12 protein-coding genes are annotated in these 16,338 nt (G+C 73.6%); 4 read left to right on the forward strand and 8 right to left on the reverse strand.

Annotation, left to right across the window (positions count from 1 at the left end):
- Positions 1-146: 146 nt before the first annotated feature.
- From dnaE to ACZ5GH_RS35330, 3 genes are read right to left on the reverse strand one after another with little or no spacing between them, the layout of a single operon-like run.
- Positions 147-3,698, reverse strand: a complete 3,552-nt coding sequence (gene dnaE, locus ACZ5GH_RS35320) for a DNA polymerase III subunit alpha (RefSeq protein WP_387755960.1) — start codon at positions 3,696-3,698, stop codon at positions 147-149.
- Between the two features lie 46 nt (positions 3,699-3,744).
- On the reverse strand, positions 3,745-4,896 hold the full coding sequence (locus ACZ5GH_RS35325) for a fatty acid desaturase family protein (protein ID WP_387755962.1): 1,152 nt from the start codon (positions 4,894-4,896) through the stop codon (positions 3,745-3,747).
- Between the two features lie 7 nt (positions 4,897-4,903).
- Entirely contained in the window at positions 4,904-5,968 is a 1,065-nt protein-coding gene (locus ACZ5GH_RS35330) for a ferredoxin reductase (RefSeq protein WP_464336375.1), read from the reverse strand.
- Between the two features lie 87 nt (positions 5,969-6,055).
- Between ACZ5GH_RS35330 and ACZ5GH_RS35335 the strand changes: the two genes are divergently transcribed.
- A complete protein-coding gene (locus tag ACZ5GH_RS35335) occupies positions 6,056-7,195 on the forward strand; it encodes a PucR family transcriptional regulator (RefSeq protein ID WP_387755966.1) in 1,140 nt (379 codons plus the stop codon).
- Between the two features lie 62 nt (positions 7,196-7,257).
- Here the strand turns inward: ACZ5GH_RS35335 and ACZ5GH_RS35340 are convergent, their stop codons facing one another.
- The 5 genes from ACZ5GH_RS35340 to ACZ5GH_RS35360 all read right to left on the reverse strand — a co-directional run bounded on the left by ACZ5GH_RS35340 (position 7,258) and on the right by ACZ5GH_RS35360 (position 12,396).
- Positions 7,258-7,776: a hypothetical protein gene (locus ACZ5GH_RS35340; RefSeq protein ID WP_464336376.1), complete on the reverse strand. Its 519-nt coding sequence runs from the start codon at positions 7,774-7,776 to the stop codon at positions 7,258-7,260.
- A gap of 261 nt (positions 7,777-8,037) precedes the next feature.
- Positions 8,038-8,598 (reverse strand): hemerythrin domain-containing protein, encoded by a 561-nt coding sequence (locus ACZ5GH_RS35345; RefSeq protein WP_464336377.1) that lies wholly within the window; start codon positions 8,596-8,598, stop codon positions 8,038-8,040.
- Between the two features lie 166 nt (positions 8,599-8,764).
- On the reverse strand, positions 8,765-10,915 hold the full coding sequence (locus tag ACZ5GH_RS35350) for a YbdK family carboxylate-amine ligase (RefSeq protein WP_464336378.1): 2,151 nt from the start codon (positions 10,913-10,915) through the stop codon (positions 8,765-8,767).
- Positions 10,916-11,054: 139 nt separating this feature from the next.
- Positions 11,055-12,122 carry an iron-containing redox enzyme family protein gene (locus tag ACZ5GH_RS35355; protein ID WP_464336379.1) on the reverse strand — a complete coding sequence of 356 codons (1,068 nt, stop codon included), beginning with the start codon at positions 12,120-12,122 and terminating at the stop codon, positions 11,055-11,057.
- 121 nt (positions 12,123-12,243) lie between these two features.
- Positions 12,244-12,396 carry a hypothetical protein gene (locus ACZ5GH_RS35360; RefSeq protein WP_387755976.1) on the reverse strand — a complete coding sequence of 51 codons (153 nt, stop codon included), beginning with the start codon at positions 12,394-12,396 and terminating at the stop codon, positions 12,244-12,246.
- Positions 12,397-12,600: 204 nt separating this feature from the next.
- Here ACZ5GH_RS35360 and ACZ5GH_RS35365 point away from each other — a divergent pair, with 204 nt between their 5' ends.
- Genes ACZ5GH_RS35365 through ACZ5GH_RS35375 form a run of 3 tightly spaced genes read left to right on the forward strand, consistent with a single transcriptional unit; the run spans position 12,601 to position 16,231 of the window.
- Complete coding sequence (locus ACZ5GH_RS35365) at positions 12,601-13,128, forward strand: (2Fe-2S)-binding protein (protein ID WP_464336380.1); 528 nt, start codon at positions 12,601-12,603, stop codon at positions 13,126-13,128.
- A complete protein-coding gene (locus tag ACZ5GH_RS35370) occupies positions 13,125-14,129 on the forward strand; it encodes an FAD binding domain-containing protein (RefSeq protein ID WP_464336381.1) in 1,005 nt (334 codons plus the stop codon). The genes ACZ5GH_RS35365 and ACZ5GH_RS35370 overlap by 4 nt, the downstream gene beginning before the upstream one ends.
- Positions 14,126-16,231 carry a xanthine dehydrogenase family protein molybdopterin-binding subunit gene (locus tag ACZ5GH_RS35375; protein ID WP_464336382.1) on the forward strand — a complete coding sequence of 702 codons (2,106 nt, stop codon included), beginning with the start codon at positions 14,126-14,128 and terminating at the stop codon, positions 16,229-16,231. The genes ACZ5GH_RS35370 and ACZ5GH_RS35375 overlap by 4 nt, the downstream gene beginning before the upstream one ends.
- Positions 16,232-16,338 lie beyond the last annotated feature (107 nt).

Consider the following 16,338-nt stretch of genomic DNA (forward strand, 5'->3'; position numbering starts at 1 on the left):
CGTACCCGCACCCGCCGGACGGCCGGCCGAGCGCTCTAAACAGCGCCCGGCCGTAGAGAAGCCGCGGCCCGAGCGGGACCTCTGAACACAGAGGTCCCGTCGGCCGGACGGACCTGCTACGGACGGCGGCGAAAGGTGCCCGGGCGCTACGCCGTTCCCTGCCAGGAGTGGGTGCCGAGCAGGGTCTTCACGTCCGAGGCGAGGCCGTTGTCGGGGTTCACCAGGTAGCCGAGCTCGTACAGGGTGTCCTTGTCCCAGTTGGTGGTCAGCAGCCGGACGGGTACGTCGCCGGGGTGCGCCCGGAGGGCGAGCTTCAGCTCGGTCACCGTTTCGGGGGTGATCCGCGCGGCGGGGACGGTGATCTGGACGGGCGGCTTGGTGCCGAGTTCGGCGGAGGACATGTCCAGGGTGGTGATCTCCTGGCCGAAGATGCTCAGCGAGCCGTCGCGTTCGTTGAGCCGGCCGCGCGCCGAGATGACGTTGTCCTCGATCATCTGGGCGGACATCAGGTTGTAGGTGGCGGGGAAGAACAGGACCTCGACGGAGGCGTCGCGGTCGGTGAGGGTGATGATCGCCCAGGCGTTGCCCGCCTTGTTGATGCGCCGGTCGACGTTGGTGACCAGGCCGGCGAGGCGGACCTCGCCCTCGGTGCGGCCGGAGCCGAGGAGTTCGGCGATGGTGATGTCGCGGTTGCGGGAGAGGATGTGCTCGGCGCCGTCCAGCGGGTGGCTGGAGACGTAGAGGCCGAGCATCTCCCGCTCCAGGCTGAGGAGTTGCCTGCGCGGCCACTCGCGGTCGGGCAGGTCGAAGTCCAGGCCGATGGCCGGGGTGTCGTCGCCGCCCAGGCTGCCGAACAGGTCGTCCTGGCCGATCGCCTGCTGCTTCTTGACGCCCGTCACCGCGTCGATGGCGCTCTCGTGCACGGTGCTCAGGGACAGCCGGGTGTGGCCGAGGGAGTCGAAGGCGCCCGCCTTGACGAGCGAGTCGACGGTGCGCTTGTTGCAGACCACCAGCTCGACCTTGTCCAGGAAGTCGGCGAAGGAGGTGTACTTGCCCTTCTCCTCGCGGGTGCGCACCAGGGACTCGATCACGGGCACGCCGACGTTGCGCACGGCCTTGAGGCCGAAGCGGACGTCGCTGCCGACGGCGGTGAAGTCGACCACCGACTCGTTGACGTCGGGGGAGAGGATCTTGATGCCCATCTGCCGGCACTCGGCCAGGTAGACCGCCATCTTGTCCTTGTCGTCGGCGACCGAGGTGAGCAGCGCGGCCATGTACTCGGCCGGGTAGTTGGCCTTGAGGTAGGCGGTCTGGTACGAGACCAGGCCGTACGCGGCGGAGTGCGACTTGTTGAACGCGTAGCCGGCGAAGGGGACCAGGACGTCCCAGACCGCCTGGATGGCCTCGTCGGAGTAGCCGCGCTCCTTGCAGCCCGCGTGGAAGGGCACGAACTCCTTCTCCAGCACCTCCTTCTTCTTCTTGCCCATCGCGCGGCGCAGCAGGTCGGCTTGGCCGAGCGAGTAGCCGGCCAGCACCTGGGCGGCTCGCTGCACCTGCTCCTGGTAGACGATCAGGCCGTAGGTGGGGCCGAGGACGTCCTTGAGCGGCTCCTCCAGCTCGGGGTGGATCGGGATGATCTCCTGCTGCCCGTTCTTGCGCAGCGCGTAGTTGGTGTGCGAGTTCATGCCCATCGGGCCGGGGCGGTACAGCGCGGAGACGGCGGAGATGTCGGCGAACTCGGTGGGCTTCATCAGCCGCAGCAGGGCGCGCATGGGCCCGCCGTCGAGCTGGAACACGCCGAGGGTGTCGCCGCGGGCGAGCAGCTGGTAGGTGGTGGGGTCGTCGATCGGGATCTTCTCGATGTCGACGTCGACGCCCCGGTTGGCCTTCACGATCTTGAGGCAGTGATCGATGATGCCCAGGTTCCGCAGCCCGAGGAAGTCCATCTTGATCAGGCCCATGGCTTCGCAGGACGGGTAGTCGAAGCCGGTGATGATCGTGCCGTCCTTGTCCCGCATGTGCAGCGGGATGAGGTCGAGCAGCGGGGTCGAGGAGAGGATGACGGCGGCCGCGTGCACGCCGGTGCCGCGGATCAGGCCCTCGATGCCCCGGCCGGTGTCGATGATCTTCTTGACGTCCGGCTCGTTCTCGTACAGCGCCCGGATCTCGGTGCCCTCGTTGTAGCGGGGGTGCTTCTCGTCGAACAGGTCGGCCAGCGGCACGCCCTTGCCCATGACGTCCGGGGGCATCGCCTTGGTGATGCGGTCGCCCATCGAGAAGGGGTAGCCGAGGATGCGGTTGGCGTCCTTCACGGCGGCCTTGGCCTTGATGGTGCCGAAGGTGTTCACCTGGGCCGTGTAGGCGGCGCCGTACTTCTCGGTGACGTAGCGGACCATCTGGTCGCGCTGGCGGTCGTCGAAGTCGATGTCGACGTCCGGGGGGTTGATGCGCTCGGGGTTGAGGAAGCGCTCGAAGAGCAGGTCGTGCTCCAGCGGGTCCAGCTGGGTGATGCCGGTCAGGTAGGCGACCATCGAGCCGGCCGCCGAGCCGCGGCCCGGGCCGACGGGGATGCCGTTGTCGCGCCCGTACTGGCAGATGTCGGCGACCACGAGGAAGTAGGCGTCGAACCCCATCGGGGTGATGACGCCCATCTCCAGCTCGATCCGGTCCAGCACCTCCTGGCCCGGGTTGTCGCCGTAGCGGTGCTGGAGGCCGATCTCGATCTTCTTGCGCAGGTACGAGGCCTGGGTCTCGCCCTCGGGCACGTCGAACTGGGGCATCCGGTCGACGTAGGTGAAGACCTCCTCGTACGACTCGACGCGCTCGGCGATCGCCAGCGTGTTGTCGCAGGCCTCCGGCAGCTCGCGGAAGAGCTCGCGCATCTCGTCGGCGGTCTTCACGTAGTAGCCGGTGCCCTGGAACTTGAACCGGTTCGGGTCGTCCTTGTTCTTGCCCACGCCGACGCAGAGCAGGCTGTCGTGGGCGTCGGCCTGGTCGGCGGTCACGTAGTGCGAGTCGTTGGTGGCCAGCAGCGGGATGTCCAGGTGCTTGGCCAGGCGCAGCAGGTCCGCCCGGACGTCCTGCTCGATGGACAGGCCGTGGTCCATCAGCTCCAGGAAGTAGTTCTCCTTGCCGAAGATGTCCTGGTAAGCGCCGGCCGCCTTCACCGCCTCGTCGTACTGGCCCAGCCGCAGCCGGGTCTGCACCTCGCCCGAGGGGCAGCCGGTCGTGGCGATGATGCCGCCGGCGTTGGCCGCGATCAGCTCGCGGTCCATGCGGGGCTTCATGTAGTAGCCCTCCATCGACGCGAGGGAGGAGAGCTTGAACAGGTTCCGCAGACCGGTCGCGTTCTGCGCCCACATCGTCATGTGGGTGTAGCGGCCGCCGCCCGAGACGTCCTTGCCGCCCTCGCCGTCGCTGCTGGCCGGGCGCTGGCCGCCGGGGGACCAGAACACCTGCTTCTTGTGGAAGCGGGACCCGGGCGCCACGTACGCCTCGATGCCGATGATCGGCTTCACGGCGGTCTTCGCGGCGGCGTGGAAGAACTCGTACGCGCCGAACATGTTGCCGTGGTCGCTCATCGCGATGGCGGGCATGCCCTGTCTCTCCGCCTCGGCGAACAGCTTGCCGTTCTTCGCGGCCCCGTCGAGCATCGAGTACTCGGTGTGGACGTGCAGGTGCGCGAAGCTGTCGGACACGGCGCTGGGCTCCTCGGACGGTTCTCGGTACGGGAAGCGGCCCAGGCTAGCGGGTCGGCGCGGTCGACGCGCCGTGGCGGAGGCCCCGGGCCGCGACCCTGGCGCGCCCAGGCCTCCTGGCCTCGGGCTTCCTGTTCGGCAGCGAGAGCCGGAAGACCTTGTGCCAGGCGGAGAACACCTGTTTGGGCAGCGGCCCGGTGACGTACGCCAGCTCGTACTTCTCGAACAGTGCGCGCACCTTCACCGCGACCTCGGCGTACCGGTTGCTCGGCAGGTCCGGGAACAGGTGGTGCTCGATCTGGTGCGACAGGTTGCCGGTCATGAAGTGCATGGCCCTGCTGCCGCCGATGTTCGCCGAGCCCATCATCTGGCGCAGGTACCACTGGCCGCGCGTCTCGCCCTCGACCGACCGGCGCTCGAAGACCTGGACGCCCTCCGGGAAGTGCCCGCACATGATCACCGAGTGGGACCAGACGTTGCGGACCACGTTCGCGGTGAACGTGGCGGCGAGCGTGGCGGGGAACGACGGGCCCGACAGCAGCGGGTGGATCACGTAGTCCTTGAGCACCTGCTTGCGGATCTTGCGGCCCACGGCCCTCGCCCGCGCCCGGAACTCCGGGTCCCCGCGGCGGCCCTTGCGCAGGTTCTTGCCGAGCTCCAGGTCGTACGCGGCGATGCCGTACTCGAAGAAGCAGGCGTTGACGAGGTTCCACAGCGGCTGGCCGAGGTGGACCGGGTGCCACTTCTGGTCCTCGTCGACGCGCATGATGCCGTAGCCGAGGTCGTTGTCCTTGCCGATCACGTTGGTGTACGCGTGGTGCAGCTCGTTGTGCGAGTGCTTCCACTGCTCGGCGGGCGAGACGTGGTCCCACTCCCAGGTGGTGGAGTGGATCTTCGGGTCCCGCATCCAGTCCCACTGGCCGTGCAGGACGTTGTGGCCGATCTCCATGTTGTCGATGATCTTCGCGACGGAGAGGCCGGCGGTGCCGAGCAGCCACGCGGGTCGGAAGGCCGAGAACAGCAGCACGCCCCTGCTGGCCAGTTCGAGCGTGCGCTGCGCCGAGATCACCCTGCGGATGTAGGCGGCGTCCTTCTCGCCGCGGTCGGCGATCACCTCGTCGCGGATCGCGTCCAGCTCGCGGCCGAGCTCCTCGATCTGCTCCGCGGTCAGGTGGGCGGTGGGGTCGATGGCGGTCAAGGCGCTTCTACCGTTCGATGTCGCAGGGGCCCGCCGCGGCGGACACGCAGGTCTGGATGAGGACGCCCGGCTCGGCCTCGGTGATCTCGCCGGTGCGCAGGTCGCGGACGGCGCCCGCCCTGAGCGGCGTGACGCAGCCGAAGCAGATGCCCATGCGGCACCCGGAGGGCATGAGCACGCCGGCCTCCTCGCCGACGTCCAGCAGCGGCGTGGCGCCGTCCGCGGCGACGGTCCTGCCGGTGGTGCTGAAGGTGACCTCGCCGCCGTCGTCGTCACCGGCTCCGGCGACGACGCGGGGGCGGAAGCGCTCGGTGTGCAGGCGCTCCCGGACGCCGTGCCCGGCCCAGTGCTCCTCCACGGCGTCGAGCAGGCCCGCGGGCCCGCAGGCCCAGGTCTCGCGCTCGGCCCAGTCGGGCACGAGGTCGCCGAGCCGGGCGACGTCGAGCCGGCCGTCCGTGTCGGTGTGCACCTCGCTGAGGCGCAGCTTCCCGGCCGCGGCCAGGCCGTGCAGTTCGTCGCGGAAGATCACGTCCTGCGGCCGCGGCGCGCAGTGGACCATGACGGCGTCGTCGACCTCGGTGTCGCGCAGCATGCCCATCACGGGCGTGATGCCGCTGCCGGCCGTCAGGTAGAGCACCTTGGCGGGCCTGGCCCGCGGCAGCACGAAGTCACCCGTCGGCTGGTCGAGCCGGACCAGCGTGCCCGGTGCCACCCTGTGGACCAGGTGGTTGCTGACCTTGCCGTCCGGGACCGTCTTCACGGTGATCGTGATGCGGCCGTCCGGGCGGTCGGTCGGCGAGGTGAGGGAGTAGGCGCGCCACAGGCGCCTCCCGTCGACGTCGACCCCGATCCGCACGTACTGACCGGCCGTGTGGCCGCGCCAGCTCCGGCCCGGCCTGATCACGACGGTCGCGGCGTCGCCCGTCTCGCGGTGCACGGCCTCGATGCGCCCCCGCAGGTCGGCGCCCGCCCGCAGCGGGCTGACCAGGTCGAGGTAGTCCGACGGCAGCAGCGGCGTCGTGACCATCTCCAGCAGTTTCCATGCCCTGCCGCGGAGGGCTGCACTCGTCATGGCTCCAGCTTGCTGCGTCTCGGGGCGTAAAGTCCTGACCGTAGGACGTGAATCTGGACGACTGAATTGTTCGTGGGAAACAAAAACGTGAGCCATGCGATCCGGAGGGCCAGCGAGCTGGTCCTGGACGAGAGGACGGTCGCCGCGCTTCGGGCCGCGCTGACGGCCACCGCCGACGAGGTCGTCGAGGCGATCATCGACGAGGTCCCTCCCTACGCCAACGCCCTCTCGGGAAGTATGGGCGCCACCATCCGGCGAGCCGTCCGCACCGCCCTGGGGCACTACCTGGACCTGGCGAGCGGGAACGCCACGGGTGGCGACGCCGGTGACGCGGCCTACGACCTGGGCCGCGGCGAGGTGCGCGACGGCCGTTCGATGGACGCCCTGCTCAGCGCCTACCGCGTCGGCGCCCGGGTGGCCTGGCGGTGCCTGGCCGCGGGTGCCGTACCCGCGGGCCTGCCCGCCGCCGAGGTCGCCAAGTTCGCCGAGCTGACCTTCGCCTACATCGACGAGCTCTCCGCCGCGAGCGCCGCGGGACATGCCGACGAACTGGCCGCCCAGGGCCGGGCCCACGAGCGCCACCTGGAGCACCTGGCCCGCGACCTCCTCGCCGACGTGAGCCCGGAGGTGCTGCTGGCCTCCGTCCAACGGGCCGGGTGGCAGCCCCCGGTCTCGCTGACCGCCGTCCTGCTGCCCGCCGCCCAGGCCCGGCCCGCCTACCGCTCGCTCGACCCGCGCACGCTCGTCCTCGACGACCTGCCGGACGCCACCGGCGTGCTGCTCGTCCCCGATGCCGACCGCCCGCACCTCCTGCGGCAGCTGACGCACCGCACCGCCGTGGTCGGCCCGGCCCGGCCGTGGAACCGTGCGTCCGCCTCGTACGCGCGGGCCGTACGCGCGCGCTCCCTCTCCCCTGACATCCGCGACACCGAGGACCACCTGCCCGAGCTGGTGCTGAGCGCCGACGCGGACGCGTTCGCGGACCTGCGGGCCCGAGCGCTCGCGCCGTTGCGGACCCTGCCCGACACGACCGCGCGGCGGCTGGAGGAGACGCTGCGGGCGTGGCTGCTGCACCAGGGCCGGCGGGACGAGGTGGCGGCGGCGCTGTTCGTCCACCCCCAGACGGTCCGCTACCGGATGTCGCAGCTGCGGGAGCTGTTCCCGGACCTCGCATCACCGCACCGGGTCCTCGAACTGACCCTGGCGGTGGGGCTCCGGGCCGGCTGACGCGCACGTCGGCCCGCCGCCAGGAGGCCGCCACCGGACCGCACCGGTGGCGGCCTCCCGGGCTACGCCGCGGCGCAGCCCTCGGTGTCCAGCAGCTCGGTGAGCGAGGCCCGGTGCAGGGCCATGACGGGTTCGAGCAGATCGGGGTGGCGCAGCAGCACGGCGGCTTCGCTGTCGCGGGCGCCGGGCCGGGCCAGGCGCCGCAGGCCGGGGGCCCGGGCCTCGGCGGGGAGCCCGGCCGTGGCCGGCAACCGGTGGGCGCGCGCGGTGACGGCCGGGTCGGCCAGGAAGCACGCGGCCCAGCTGACGACGGTCTCGTCCACCCAGGTGCGCCAGGCGGCGTCCGCGGGCTCGGCCTCGCTGCCGGTCAGCCAGTCCAGCCGGGCCGACCCGCCGGGGCCGAGCAGGTGCAGCAGCTGCACGTCGAGGTCGCCCGGGTAGCGCAGGTGGGCCGCGAGGGTCGCGGCCTGGCGGGCCTGGGCCTCGGCCAGCGCGGCGTTGAGCGCGCCCGCCGGCGGCGGGTAGGCGGCCAGCAGCCAGCGGGCGGAGGCGGCTATGACGGGGGTGAGGTCGGTGGGCACGGCGATCGGTCCCTCATGGGCGGGCTCGCCGGTGTCCGTGGGGCGGGGCCGGGCGAGCTGCTCGTCTGCGGGGCTTCGCTGCCCTGCTGCTGGCCGACCAGTGTAGGCGGGTGGGCACGGCGGACGGCATGACCTGCGTCACGGCCGGCCGGAGCACAGCGGCCGGAACGCACCGGCCCGGACGCACCGGCCCGAACGCAGAGGCCGGGGCCGGCCCTGGAACGGGCCGGCCCCGGGCCGGGTTCGCGCGGGCAGGGTGGTTCAGGACCTGCCGCGGCCGGTGACGAAGTCGCGTGCGCGGTCGACCAGCCCCGCGCCGGGGGCGAGCAGCTTGCTGGCCCCGGGGCTGCTCGGGGCGGCCGGGTGCGGGCGGGTGGGGGCCATCGCCTTCGCGCGGCGGATCTTGTCCCCGAGGTCGTCCAGCTGCTCGGGCGTACAGGCTTGGGCCAGCCTGGGGAACAGGTTGTTCTCCTCGTCCTGGACGTGGCTGGTCACCTCGTCCATGAGCTCCCGCAGCATGGGGCTCATCTGCGTGTCGGCCGTGTCCATCCGCTCCAGCTTCTTGAGGATCTCCTCGACCCGGGCGTGGTCCTTGATCTCCTTGTCCGCGAGCGCGTCCCCGCCCGGGACGTGCTCACGCACCGCCGGGTAGAGGTACTGCTCCTCGGCCACCGAGTGCCGCACCAGCTCGATGGTGACCTGGTCCACCAGGTCCCGCAGCTCCTGCCCGCGCCCGGTCATCGCCCGGAGCCGGGCGAACATCTCCTCCACCTCCCGGTGGTCGGCCTCCAGCTCCGCGATCACGTTCCCGCCGTGCCCCATCGTGTTCCCGCCTCTCCTCGCGGCCGGGTCCGTCCCGGTCCGGAGGGCAGTGATCCCCGTCCCGGGCCCGGCACTCGGGCGAGTCGTGCGCCGCTCACCCGATCGGCGCCGGAGGCCGGCGCCGGTGCGCGGGGCCGTGGCCGGGCGCACTGGCGCCGACGCAGGGCTACAGTCCGGGGGTGTAGGGGGCGATGCCGATGATCAGGATGTCGCGCCGGCCGTCGTCGCCGTCGTCGCCGAGGCGGACGGGCCCGACGTAGTGGCTGACGCGGCAGTCGTGCACCCCGTAGCCGTCCAGCGGCTCGGTGAGGACGAAGCGGTCGAGGACGTCCTCGGGCGGCAGCGCGTCGGGTTGGCGGCCGGCGCTCCCGGGAGTGGCGATGACGTTCTCGCCGCCCTCGACGTTCCGTCGGCCGATCAGGTGGGCGAAGGTGAAGGTGGCCGGTGAACCGCCGTCCTGGTGCAGGCAGTTGGGCGAGGAGACGGCGACCTGCTCGCGGCCGTGCACACCGAGCGAGATCAGGTGGACGCCGACGTAGACGGGGACGCGGTGCAGGTCCTCCAGCCACAGCGCGTGGCCCAGGTCGGCGCGGATCAGGGCGTCGAGCAGCCGGTTGTCCTGCAGGGCCGGCGGGATGTCGGGCAGCCGGCGGAGCACCCGCGGGTACTCCGGGTTGTGCTCGTCCTGCCAGTACTCGGTGACGGTGCCGAACTCCTCGTCGGGCGCTCCGGGGGTGTACGACAGCTCCCCGGTCCAGGGCAGGTGGACGGCGTGCGAGTAGCGGCGGAACCGGTGGGTCTCCCGCGCGTACGGGTCCGCGGGCAGGTCCTTGTACGCTCCGGCCAGCTCGGCGAAGTCCGCCGCCATCGCCTGGAGGTCGATGCCGAGGTCCGCGGCGCCCAGGCGGGCGTAGCCGTCCCGGCGGACCCGGACCGCCCCTTCCTCGGCCGGGGCCCCGGCCACCCGGCCGGGCATGCTCACGAGGTCTTCCATCGGCTGCTGCTCCCTACGCTTCCGGTCGTCCTCCGGCACGGGTCCGATTCCCCGCCCGTGTCCGGTCGCACCCCTCCACGCTGGCACGCCCCGGGCGGTCACACCGCCGGGGCGTCCGCCGTGCGGATGAGTGCGGGCCCGCGGCGGCTGCGGCTCGGCGGTTCCGGCCGGGATCATGCAGCCCGCGAGGTCGTCCACGACCGCGCGCAGGCCGCCCCGCCGGTGCACGGCGCGCTGGCGGTGGGCACCGCTGCCCCGGGCGGCCAGCCGGTCGACGAAGTCCGCCGCCCGTTCCAGGTCCCCCAGGTCCTCCAGCGCGGCGCCGATGTGCTCCAACAGCCGCCGGGCCCGCTCGGGCGCGGGCAGCATCCGCCCGCTCAGCGCGTCCGCTCCCGGCCCCGGCCAGCCGTCGCGGGTGGCGTACCAGTACGCGCCCCGCAGGAGCTCACCGCTCGGGGCCGGGCCCGGATCGCCCGCCTCCACGAGCCGGGCGGAGGTCACCACCAGCCCCCGGACGACGGCGGCCAGCGCCACCGTGTCGGCGACCTCGGCCGGGACGTCCATGCACCGCACCTCCAGCGTCGGGAACCGCGGGTGGGGCCGGGTGTCCCAGAACGGCAGCTCGGCGAAGGAGCTCCCGCCGACCTCCGCCATCGCCGCGGCGACGCGCCGGTAGTCGTCGAAGGACTCGACCCGCGGCGGCGGACCGAGGGAGGGGAAGCGCAGCCGCAGCACCGAGCGCCAGCTCGCGTACCCGGTGTCCCGGCCGGCGTGGAAGGGCGAGTTGGCGCTCATCTCCACCAGCAGCGGCAGCCAGGGGCGCAGGTGGTTGCCGGCCAGGGCCGCCACCTCGCGGTCGGGCAGGCACACGTGGACGTGCAGGGCGCAGACGGCGAAGTCGTCCATCAGGGTCCGGAACAGCTCCACCCCGTCGCGGTACCGGGGGTGCTCGCCCACCGGCACCACGCCACCGCCGCCGAGGACGGGCGTCGCGCTCGGGCACACCGCCACCCCCTCGGCCGCGGCGCACGCGGCGAGCTCGCGGCGCAGCCACGTCAGCCGGGTGGACAGTTCGGCCATCGTGGAGCACGGCGGCGTCCGCGCCTCGATCTGGAGGTCCGTGAACTCCCCGGACACCAGGTCGCCCAGCACCCGGCCCGCCCGCGCCGCCAGCCGTGGTCCGGCCGGTACGGCGGCGCGGCTCTCGGCGTCGACGAGGAAGTACTCCTCCTCGACCCCTACCGTCGGTGCCGACCCGCGTTCCGGCTCGGCGCCCGGTGCGGAATCCGGCTCCCGGCCGCCTCGTGCCGTGTCGTCGCTCACGTGACCAGGGTCGCCCGCACGGGGCCCGCCGTCATCCGGTACGTGCTCCGAGCCGGGCGGCCGACCCGTCCGCTCCCGGTCGGCGGGGCCGCCCGGCACCGGCGACCGGTGTGCGCGGTGCCGGGCCGGGGCCCCGGAGTCAGCCCGCGACATGGGCGAGGGGCGCGAGGGGCGCGCGCAGGGACGTCCGTCCGGCTCGCCAGGACGCGAGCAGGTGCTCCGCGAACCGGTCGCCGACCAGGGTGGCGGCGGCGATGCCGAAGGCGATGTCCGGCGCCAGTTCCGGTTCCGTGGCGAGCAGTTCCTCGATGACGCCGCGGCGCACCAGCTGCTCGTGGACGGCGTCGGCCTCGACGTGCTCGCGGTAGAACAGGGTGCCGTCCGCGCCGCCGCCCAGCCGTTCCAGGGCCCGGGCGAGCCGGGCCGAGCCGGGCGAGGAGGTGATCTCGATGGCCGCGAACTGCCCCACCGCCGCGCCGCGGAGCGCGCGGTGCAGTCCGAAGAGGGTCATGAGGTTCACCACGGCGAGCATCGGGGCGGGCACGAGGTCCCGGTAGTGCCCGTACGCCGGGTCGAGGCCGAAGGCGGCCATCATCCGGGCGTAGAGCAGGCAGTGGGCGCGGTCCGGGCGGCCGGCGCCGTACTCGTCGTAGGCGACCGCCATCAGCACCGCCTGGGCGGGGCCGTGGATCCGCGGCAGGACCCACAGCTGCGGGTCCGCCTCCTTGAGGTGGTAGACGGAGCGGTGCACCAGGTACTCCTGGGCGTGCCGCCGTTCCCCCTCGGCCAGCAGGAAGTGCGAGGGACCGCTGCCGTCGGTCGGCTCCGTCAGCAGCTGCTCCAGCAGCTCCGGGAGGGGCGGCACCGGTTCCGTCCCGGCGCGTACCGCGGCCAGGAAGGCGTCCTCCAGCCCGCGCCGCAGGGTGAGCAGGACGGGGTCCCACTCCCAGCCGGGGTGGACGCCCGGCAGGCCGCGGTCGTGCAGCTCGTAGCAGAGGTGCAGCGCCAGCTGGTGGTCCTCGCCCCAGGGGTCGGGGAAGGGGCCGCCCGGCACGGGGCCCCGTGCCGTACCGGGCGGCGGCCCGGCCGTCACGAGGTCGAGCACCGCCGCCGACAGCGGCCCGCGCGGCGCGGGCCGCCGTGGACCGGCCGACGGGACGGGCCCGCCCCGGCCCGGCGCCGGCGCCCGTTGCTCGCGTCCGTCCATGATCTCCGCCTCCTCGCCGTGCACCTCGCCTTTCACCGCCGCCGCCGGAGCGGCCGACCCGCAGGACCGGGCGCAGCGGGCCGTCACGGTGCGCCGCGACGGCTCGCCGGGCCCGTGTCGCTCATCTGCGCCGCCCCAGGCGCACGCCTCCCAGGACCAGGGCGACGACGAAGAGCACCGCGCCGATGACCAGCAGCCACAGCAGGCCCTTCACCAGTGCGCCGACGAAGCCGAACACCACGGCGATGAGCAGGATGAACAGGAACAGTGCCACGACGGCTCCTCCCTCTCTCGGTCGTTGGGCCTCAAGGCACCCTTGACGTTCCCGGCGTCTGCCCGCAAACGGACGTCGTACGCACCAGGAGGGACCACCGGCCGGGCGCACCAGCGCGCGCCCGGGTTCCGGCCGCTGCCGCCAGGGGTGTGACGGGGCGCCGTGCGCCGTGTGGGCGCCGCCGGGGCAGGGAAACCTGGTGCGATGGAGAGGGAGATCACCGTACGGGTCGACGGCACCGCGCGTCGGCTGACCGTCGACACGCGCACGACACTGCTCGACGCGCTGCGCGAACGGCTCGGAGTGACGAGCCCCAAGAAGGGTTGCGACCACGGACAGTGCGGCGCCTGCACGGTGCTGTCCGGCGGCCGCCGCGTGCTGGCCTGCCTCACGCTCGCCGTCACCCAGGACGGCGCCGAGGTCGTCACCGCCCAGGGGCTCGCCGCCGACGGGCTCCACCCGGTGCAGCAGGCCTTCGTCGACTGCGACGCGCTCCAGTGCGGGTATTGCACCCCCGGGCAGGTCGTCTCCGCCGTCGGGGTGCTCGACGAGTTCGCGCAGGGCTGGCCGAGCGCCGTCACCCGGGGCCCGGGCGCCCCGGAGCCGGGACGCGCCGAGGTGGCCGAGCGGATGAGCGGCAACCTGTGCCGCTGCGGGGCCTACGTCAACATCGTCACCGCCGTGCTGCGGGCGGCGGGCCGGCCCGCCACCGACCCGGAGGTGTCCCGGTGAGACCGTTCGACTACCACCGCCCCGCCGACGCCGCGGCCGCCGTGCGCAGCGTCGCCGGCCGTCCGGACGCGGTCTTCCTCGGCGGCGGGACGAACCTGGTGGACCACCTCAAGCTGGGCGTCGCGCGGCCCGCGCTGGTCGTCGACGTCTCCGGCGTCCTGCCGACCGGGGTCGAGGAACTCGGCGGCGGCGCCCTGCGGATCGGCGCGGGGGTCAGCAACAGCGCGCTCGCCGCGCACCCCCGGGTGCGCGAGTGGTTCCCGGTGCTGTCACAGGCCCTCCTGTCGGGGGCGTCCGGGCAGCTGCGCAACATGGCCACCACCGGCGGCAACCCGCTGCAGCGCACCCGCTGCGTCTACTTCCAGGACGTCACGACCCCGTGCAACAAGCGCGAGCCGGGCTCGGGCTGTTCGGCGGTCGGGGGATGGACCCGCCACCACGCGATCCTCGGCGCCTCCGAGCACTGCATCGCGGTCCACCCCTCGGACATGGCGGTGGCCCTGGCCGCGCTCGGCGCGCACGTGCGGGTGCTCGGCCCGGCCGGCGAGCGCACGATCCCGTTCGTCGGTCTGCACCGGCTGCCCGGCGACGAGCCCGAGCGCGACACGGTGCTCGAACACGGCGAGCTGATCACCGCGATCGACCTGCCGGGAGAGCCGATCGCCCGCCGCTCGGCCTACCGCAAGGTGCGGGACCGGGCCTCGTACGCGTTCGCCCTGGTCAGCGTGGCCGCGGCGGTCGACGTCCGGGACGGGGTGGTGGCGGACGCGCGGATCGCGTTCGGAGGCGTGGCGCACGCTCCGTGGCGCGCCTACCGGGCCGAGGAGGCCCTGCGGGGCGCTCCCGCCACGGAGGCCGGCTTCCGGGCCGCCGCGGACGCGGAACTCGCCGCCGCCCGGTCGGCCGAGGGCCTGGACGGTGGCAACGCGTTCAAGATCCCCCTGCTGCGCCGCACCCTCGCCGCCACCCTGCGCGGCCTGACCGGGAAGGACACCCCGTGACGCTCCCCGACGAGCCGGCCGCCGTCGGCCGCGACCTGCCCCGCCGGGACGGCACCGTCAAGGTCCTGGGCACCGCCACCTACGCCCACGAGACCCCGCTGGCGGACGCCGCCCACCTGTACGTCGTGCAGGCCACCGTCGCCCGGGGGCGCGTCACGGAACTGGACACCGCGGCGGCCGAGGCACTCGACGGGGTGGTCACCGTGCTCACCCACGACCGGGCGGAGCGGCTGGCGTCCGTCGAGGACCGCGAGCTGGCGGTGCTCCAGGACGCGGAGGTCGCCTTCCGCGGCCAGGTCGTCGCGGTGGTCGTCGCCGAGACCTCCGAGGTGGCGCGGCACGCGGCCGGCCTCGTCCGGGTCGGCTACGCGCAGCAGGCGCACGACACCGAACTGCGGGCCGACCGCGAGGACCTGTACGCGCCGGAGACGGTGAACCCGGACTTCCCCACGGACACCGCCGAGGGCGCCGTGGACGCCGCGCTGGCGGCGGCGGAGGTGACCGTCGAGGAGACGTACAGCACCGCGCGGAACCACAACAACCCGATGGAACCGCACGCCACGGTGGCCCGGTGGGACCCGGCGGGCGAGGGCTTCCTCACCCTGTGGGACTCCACCCAGGGCGTCCACTCGACGCGGTCCGCCCTGGCGGAGGTGTTCGGTCTCGACGAGGAGCGGGTGCGGGTCGTCTGCCCGTACGTCGGGGGCGGGTTCGGCTCCAAGGGACGGCCGCACGTCAACGTGGTGCTCGCCGCGATGGCCGCCAGGGCGGTCCCCGGCCGGCCGGTGCGGCTGGCGCTGACGCGCCGGCAGATGTTCGACCTGACCGGCTACCGCACCCCCACCATCCAGCGCTGCCGCCTCGCGGCCGGGCGGGACGGCACGCTGTCCGCGGTCGCCGTCGACGTCGTCGAACAGACGTCGCGCATCAAGGAGTTCGCGGAGCAGACCGGCGTCCCCGCGCGGATGATGTACGCCGCGCCGAACCGGCGCACCACCCACCGGCTGGCCGCCCTCGACGTGCCGGTGCCGTCCTGGATGCGCGCCCCGGGCGAGTGCCCCGGGATGTTCGGTCCCGAGGTGGCGATGGACGAGCTGGCCGAGCGTCTCGGCCTGGACCCGGTCGAGCTGCGGATCCGCAACGAGCCCGCCGTCGAACCCGGCTCGGGCAAGCCGTTCTCCAGCCGCGGCCTGGTCGGCTGCCTGCGGGAGGGCGCGGCCCGGTTCGACTGGGACCGGCGCGACCCGCGGCCGGGCGTGCGCCGCCGGGGCGACTGGCTGGTCGGCACGGGGGTGGCGGCCTCGACCTACCCCGTCAGCCGGATGCCGACGTCGACGGCGACGATCCGGCGGGAGGGCGGGGGCTACGCGGCCGAGATCGGTGCGGCCGACCTCGGCACCGGGACCTGGACCACCCTGGCGCAGATCGCCGCGGACGCGCTCGGCGTGCCGGTGGAGCGGGTGGAGGTGCGGATCGGCGACACCGACCACCCGGTCGCGTCGGTGGCCGGGGGTTCCTCCGGCATGACGACGTGGGGTTCGGCCGTGGTCGAGGCCGCGCGTGCGCTGCGTGCCCGGTACGGGGCCGAGCCGCCGGACGGGGCGCAGGCCTCCGGGAGCGTCGGGCCGGCGGACGAGCGTTACGCGATGCACGCCTTCGGGGCGCAGTTCGCCGAGGCGCACGTCCACGCGGACACCGGCGAGGTACGGGTGGCGCGGCTGCTGGGCGTGTTCGCCGCAGGCCGGATCATCAACCCCCGTACGGCGCGCTCGCAGTTCGTCGGCGGGATGACGATGGGGCTGTCCATGGCCCTGCACGAGAGCGGGGTACTCGATCCGCGGACCGGCCACGTGGTCAACCACGACCTGGCCGAGTACCACATCGCGGCGAACGCGGACGTCGACCGGATCGAGGCGCACTGGCTCGACGAGCACGATCCCCACGTCAACGCCATGGGGACCAAGGGCATCGGGGAGATCGGCATCGTCGGGACGGCCGCCGCGGTCTCGAACGCGGTGTGGCACGCCTGCGGGGTACGGGTCCGGCACCTGCCGATCACGCTGGACAAGGTCCTGCACGCGCTGGAGGAGCGGGCCGGGTGACGCCCGGGGCCGCCGGTGACGCGGCCCGGGGTGGCGAAGCCGTCCACCTCGGCGACCGGCCGACCGGCCGTCCGCACCGGCGGCCCCGGCAACTCCGGTGCCGGCAA

It is taken from the genome of Kitasatospora sp. Xyl93, assembly GCF_055383135.1.

Coding starts and splice junctions, on each gene's coding strand:
- ACZ5GH_RS35345 (WP_464336377.1), bottom strand. CDS start 8,598: ATGGGGCACGGCGGGAACGTGATCGCGGAGCTGGAGGCCGACCACCGG.
- ACZ5GH_RS35355 (WP_464336379.1), bottom strand. CDS start 12,122: ATGGACGGACGCGAGCAACGGGCGCCGGCGCCGGGCCGGGGCGGGCCC.
- ACZ5GH_RS35330 (WP_464336375.1), bottom strand. CDS start 5,968: ATGACGAGTGCAGCCCTCCGCGGCAGGGCATGGAAACTGCTGGAGATG.
- ACZ5GH_RS35365 (WP_464336380.1), top strand. CDS start 12,601: ATGGAGAGGGAGATCACCGTACGGGTCGACGGCACCGCGCGTCGGCTG.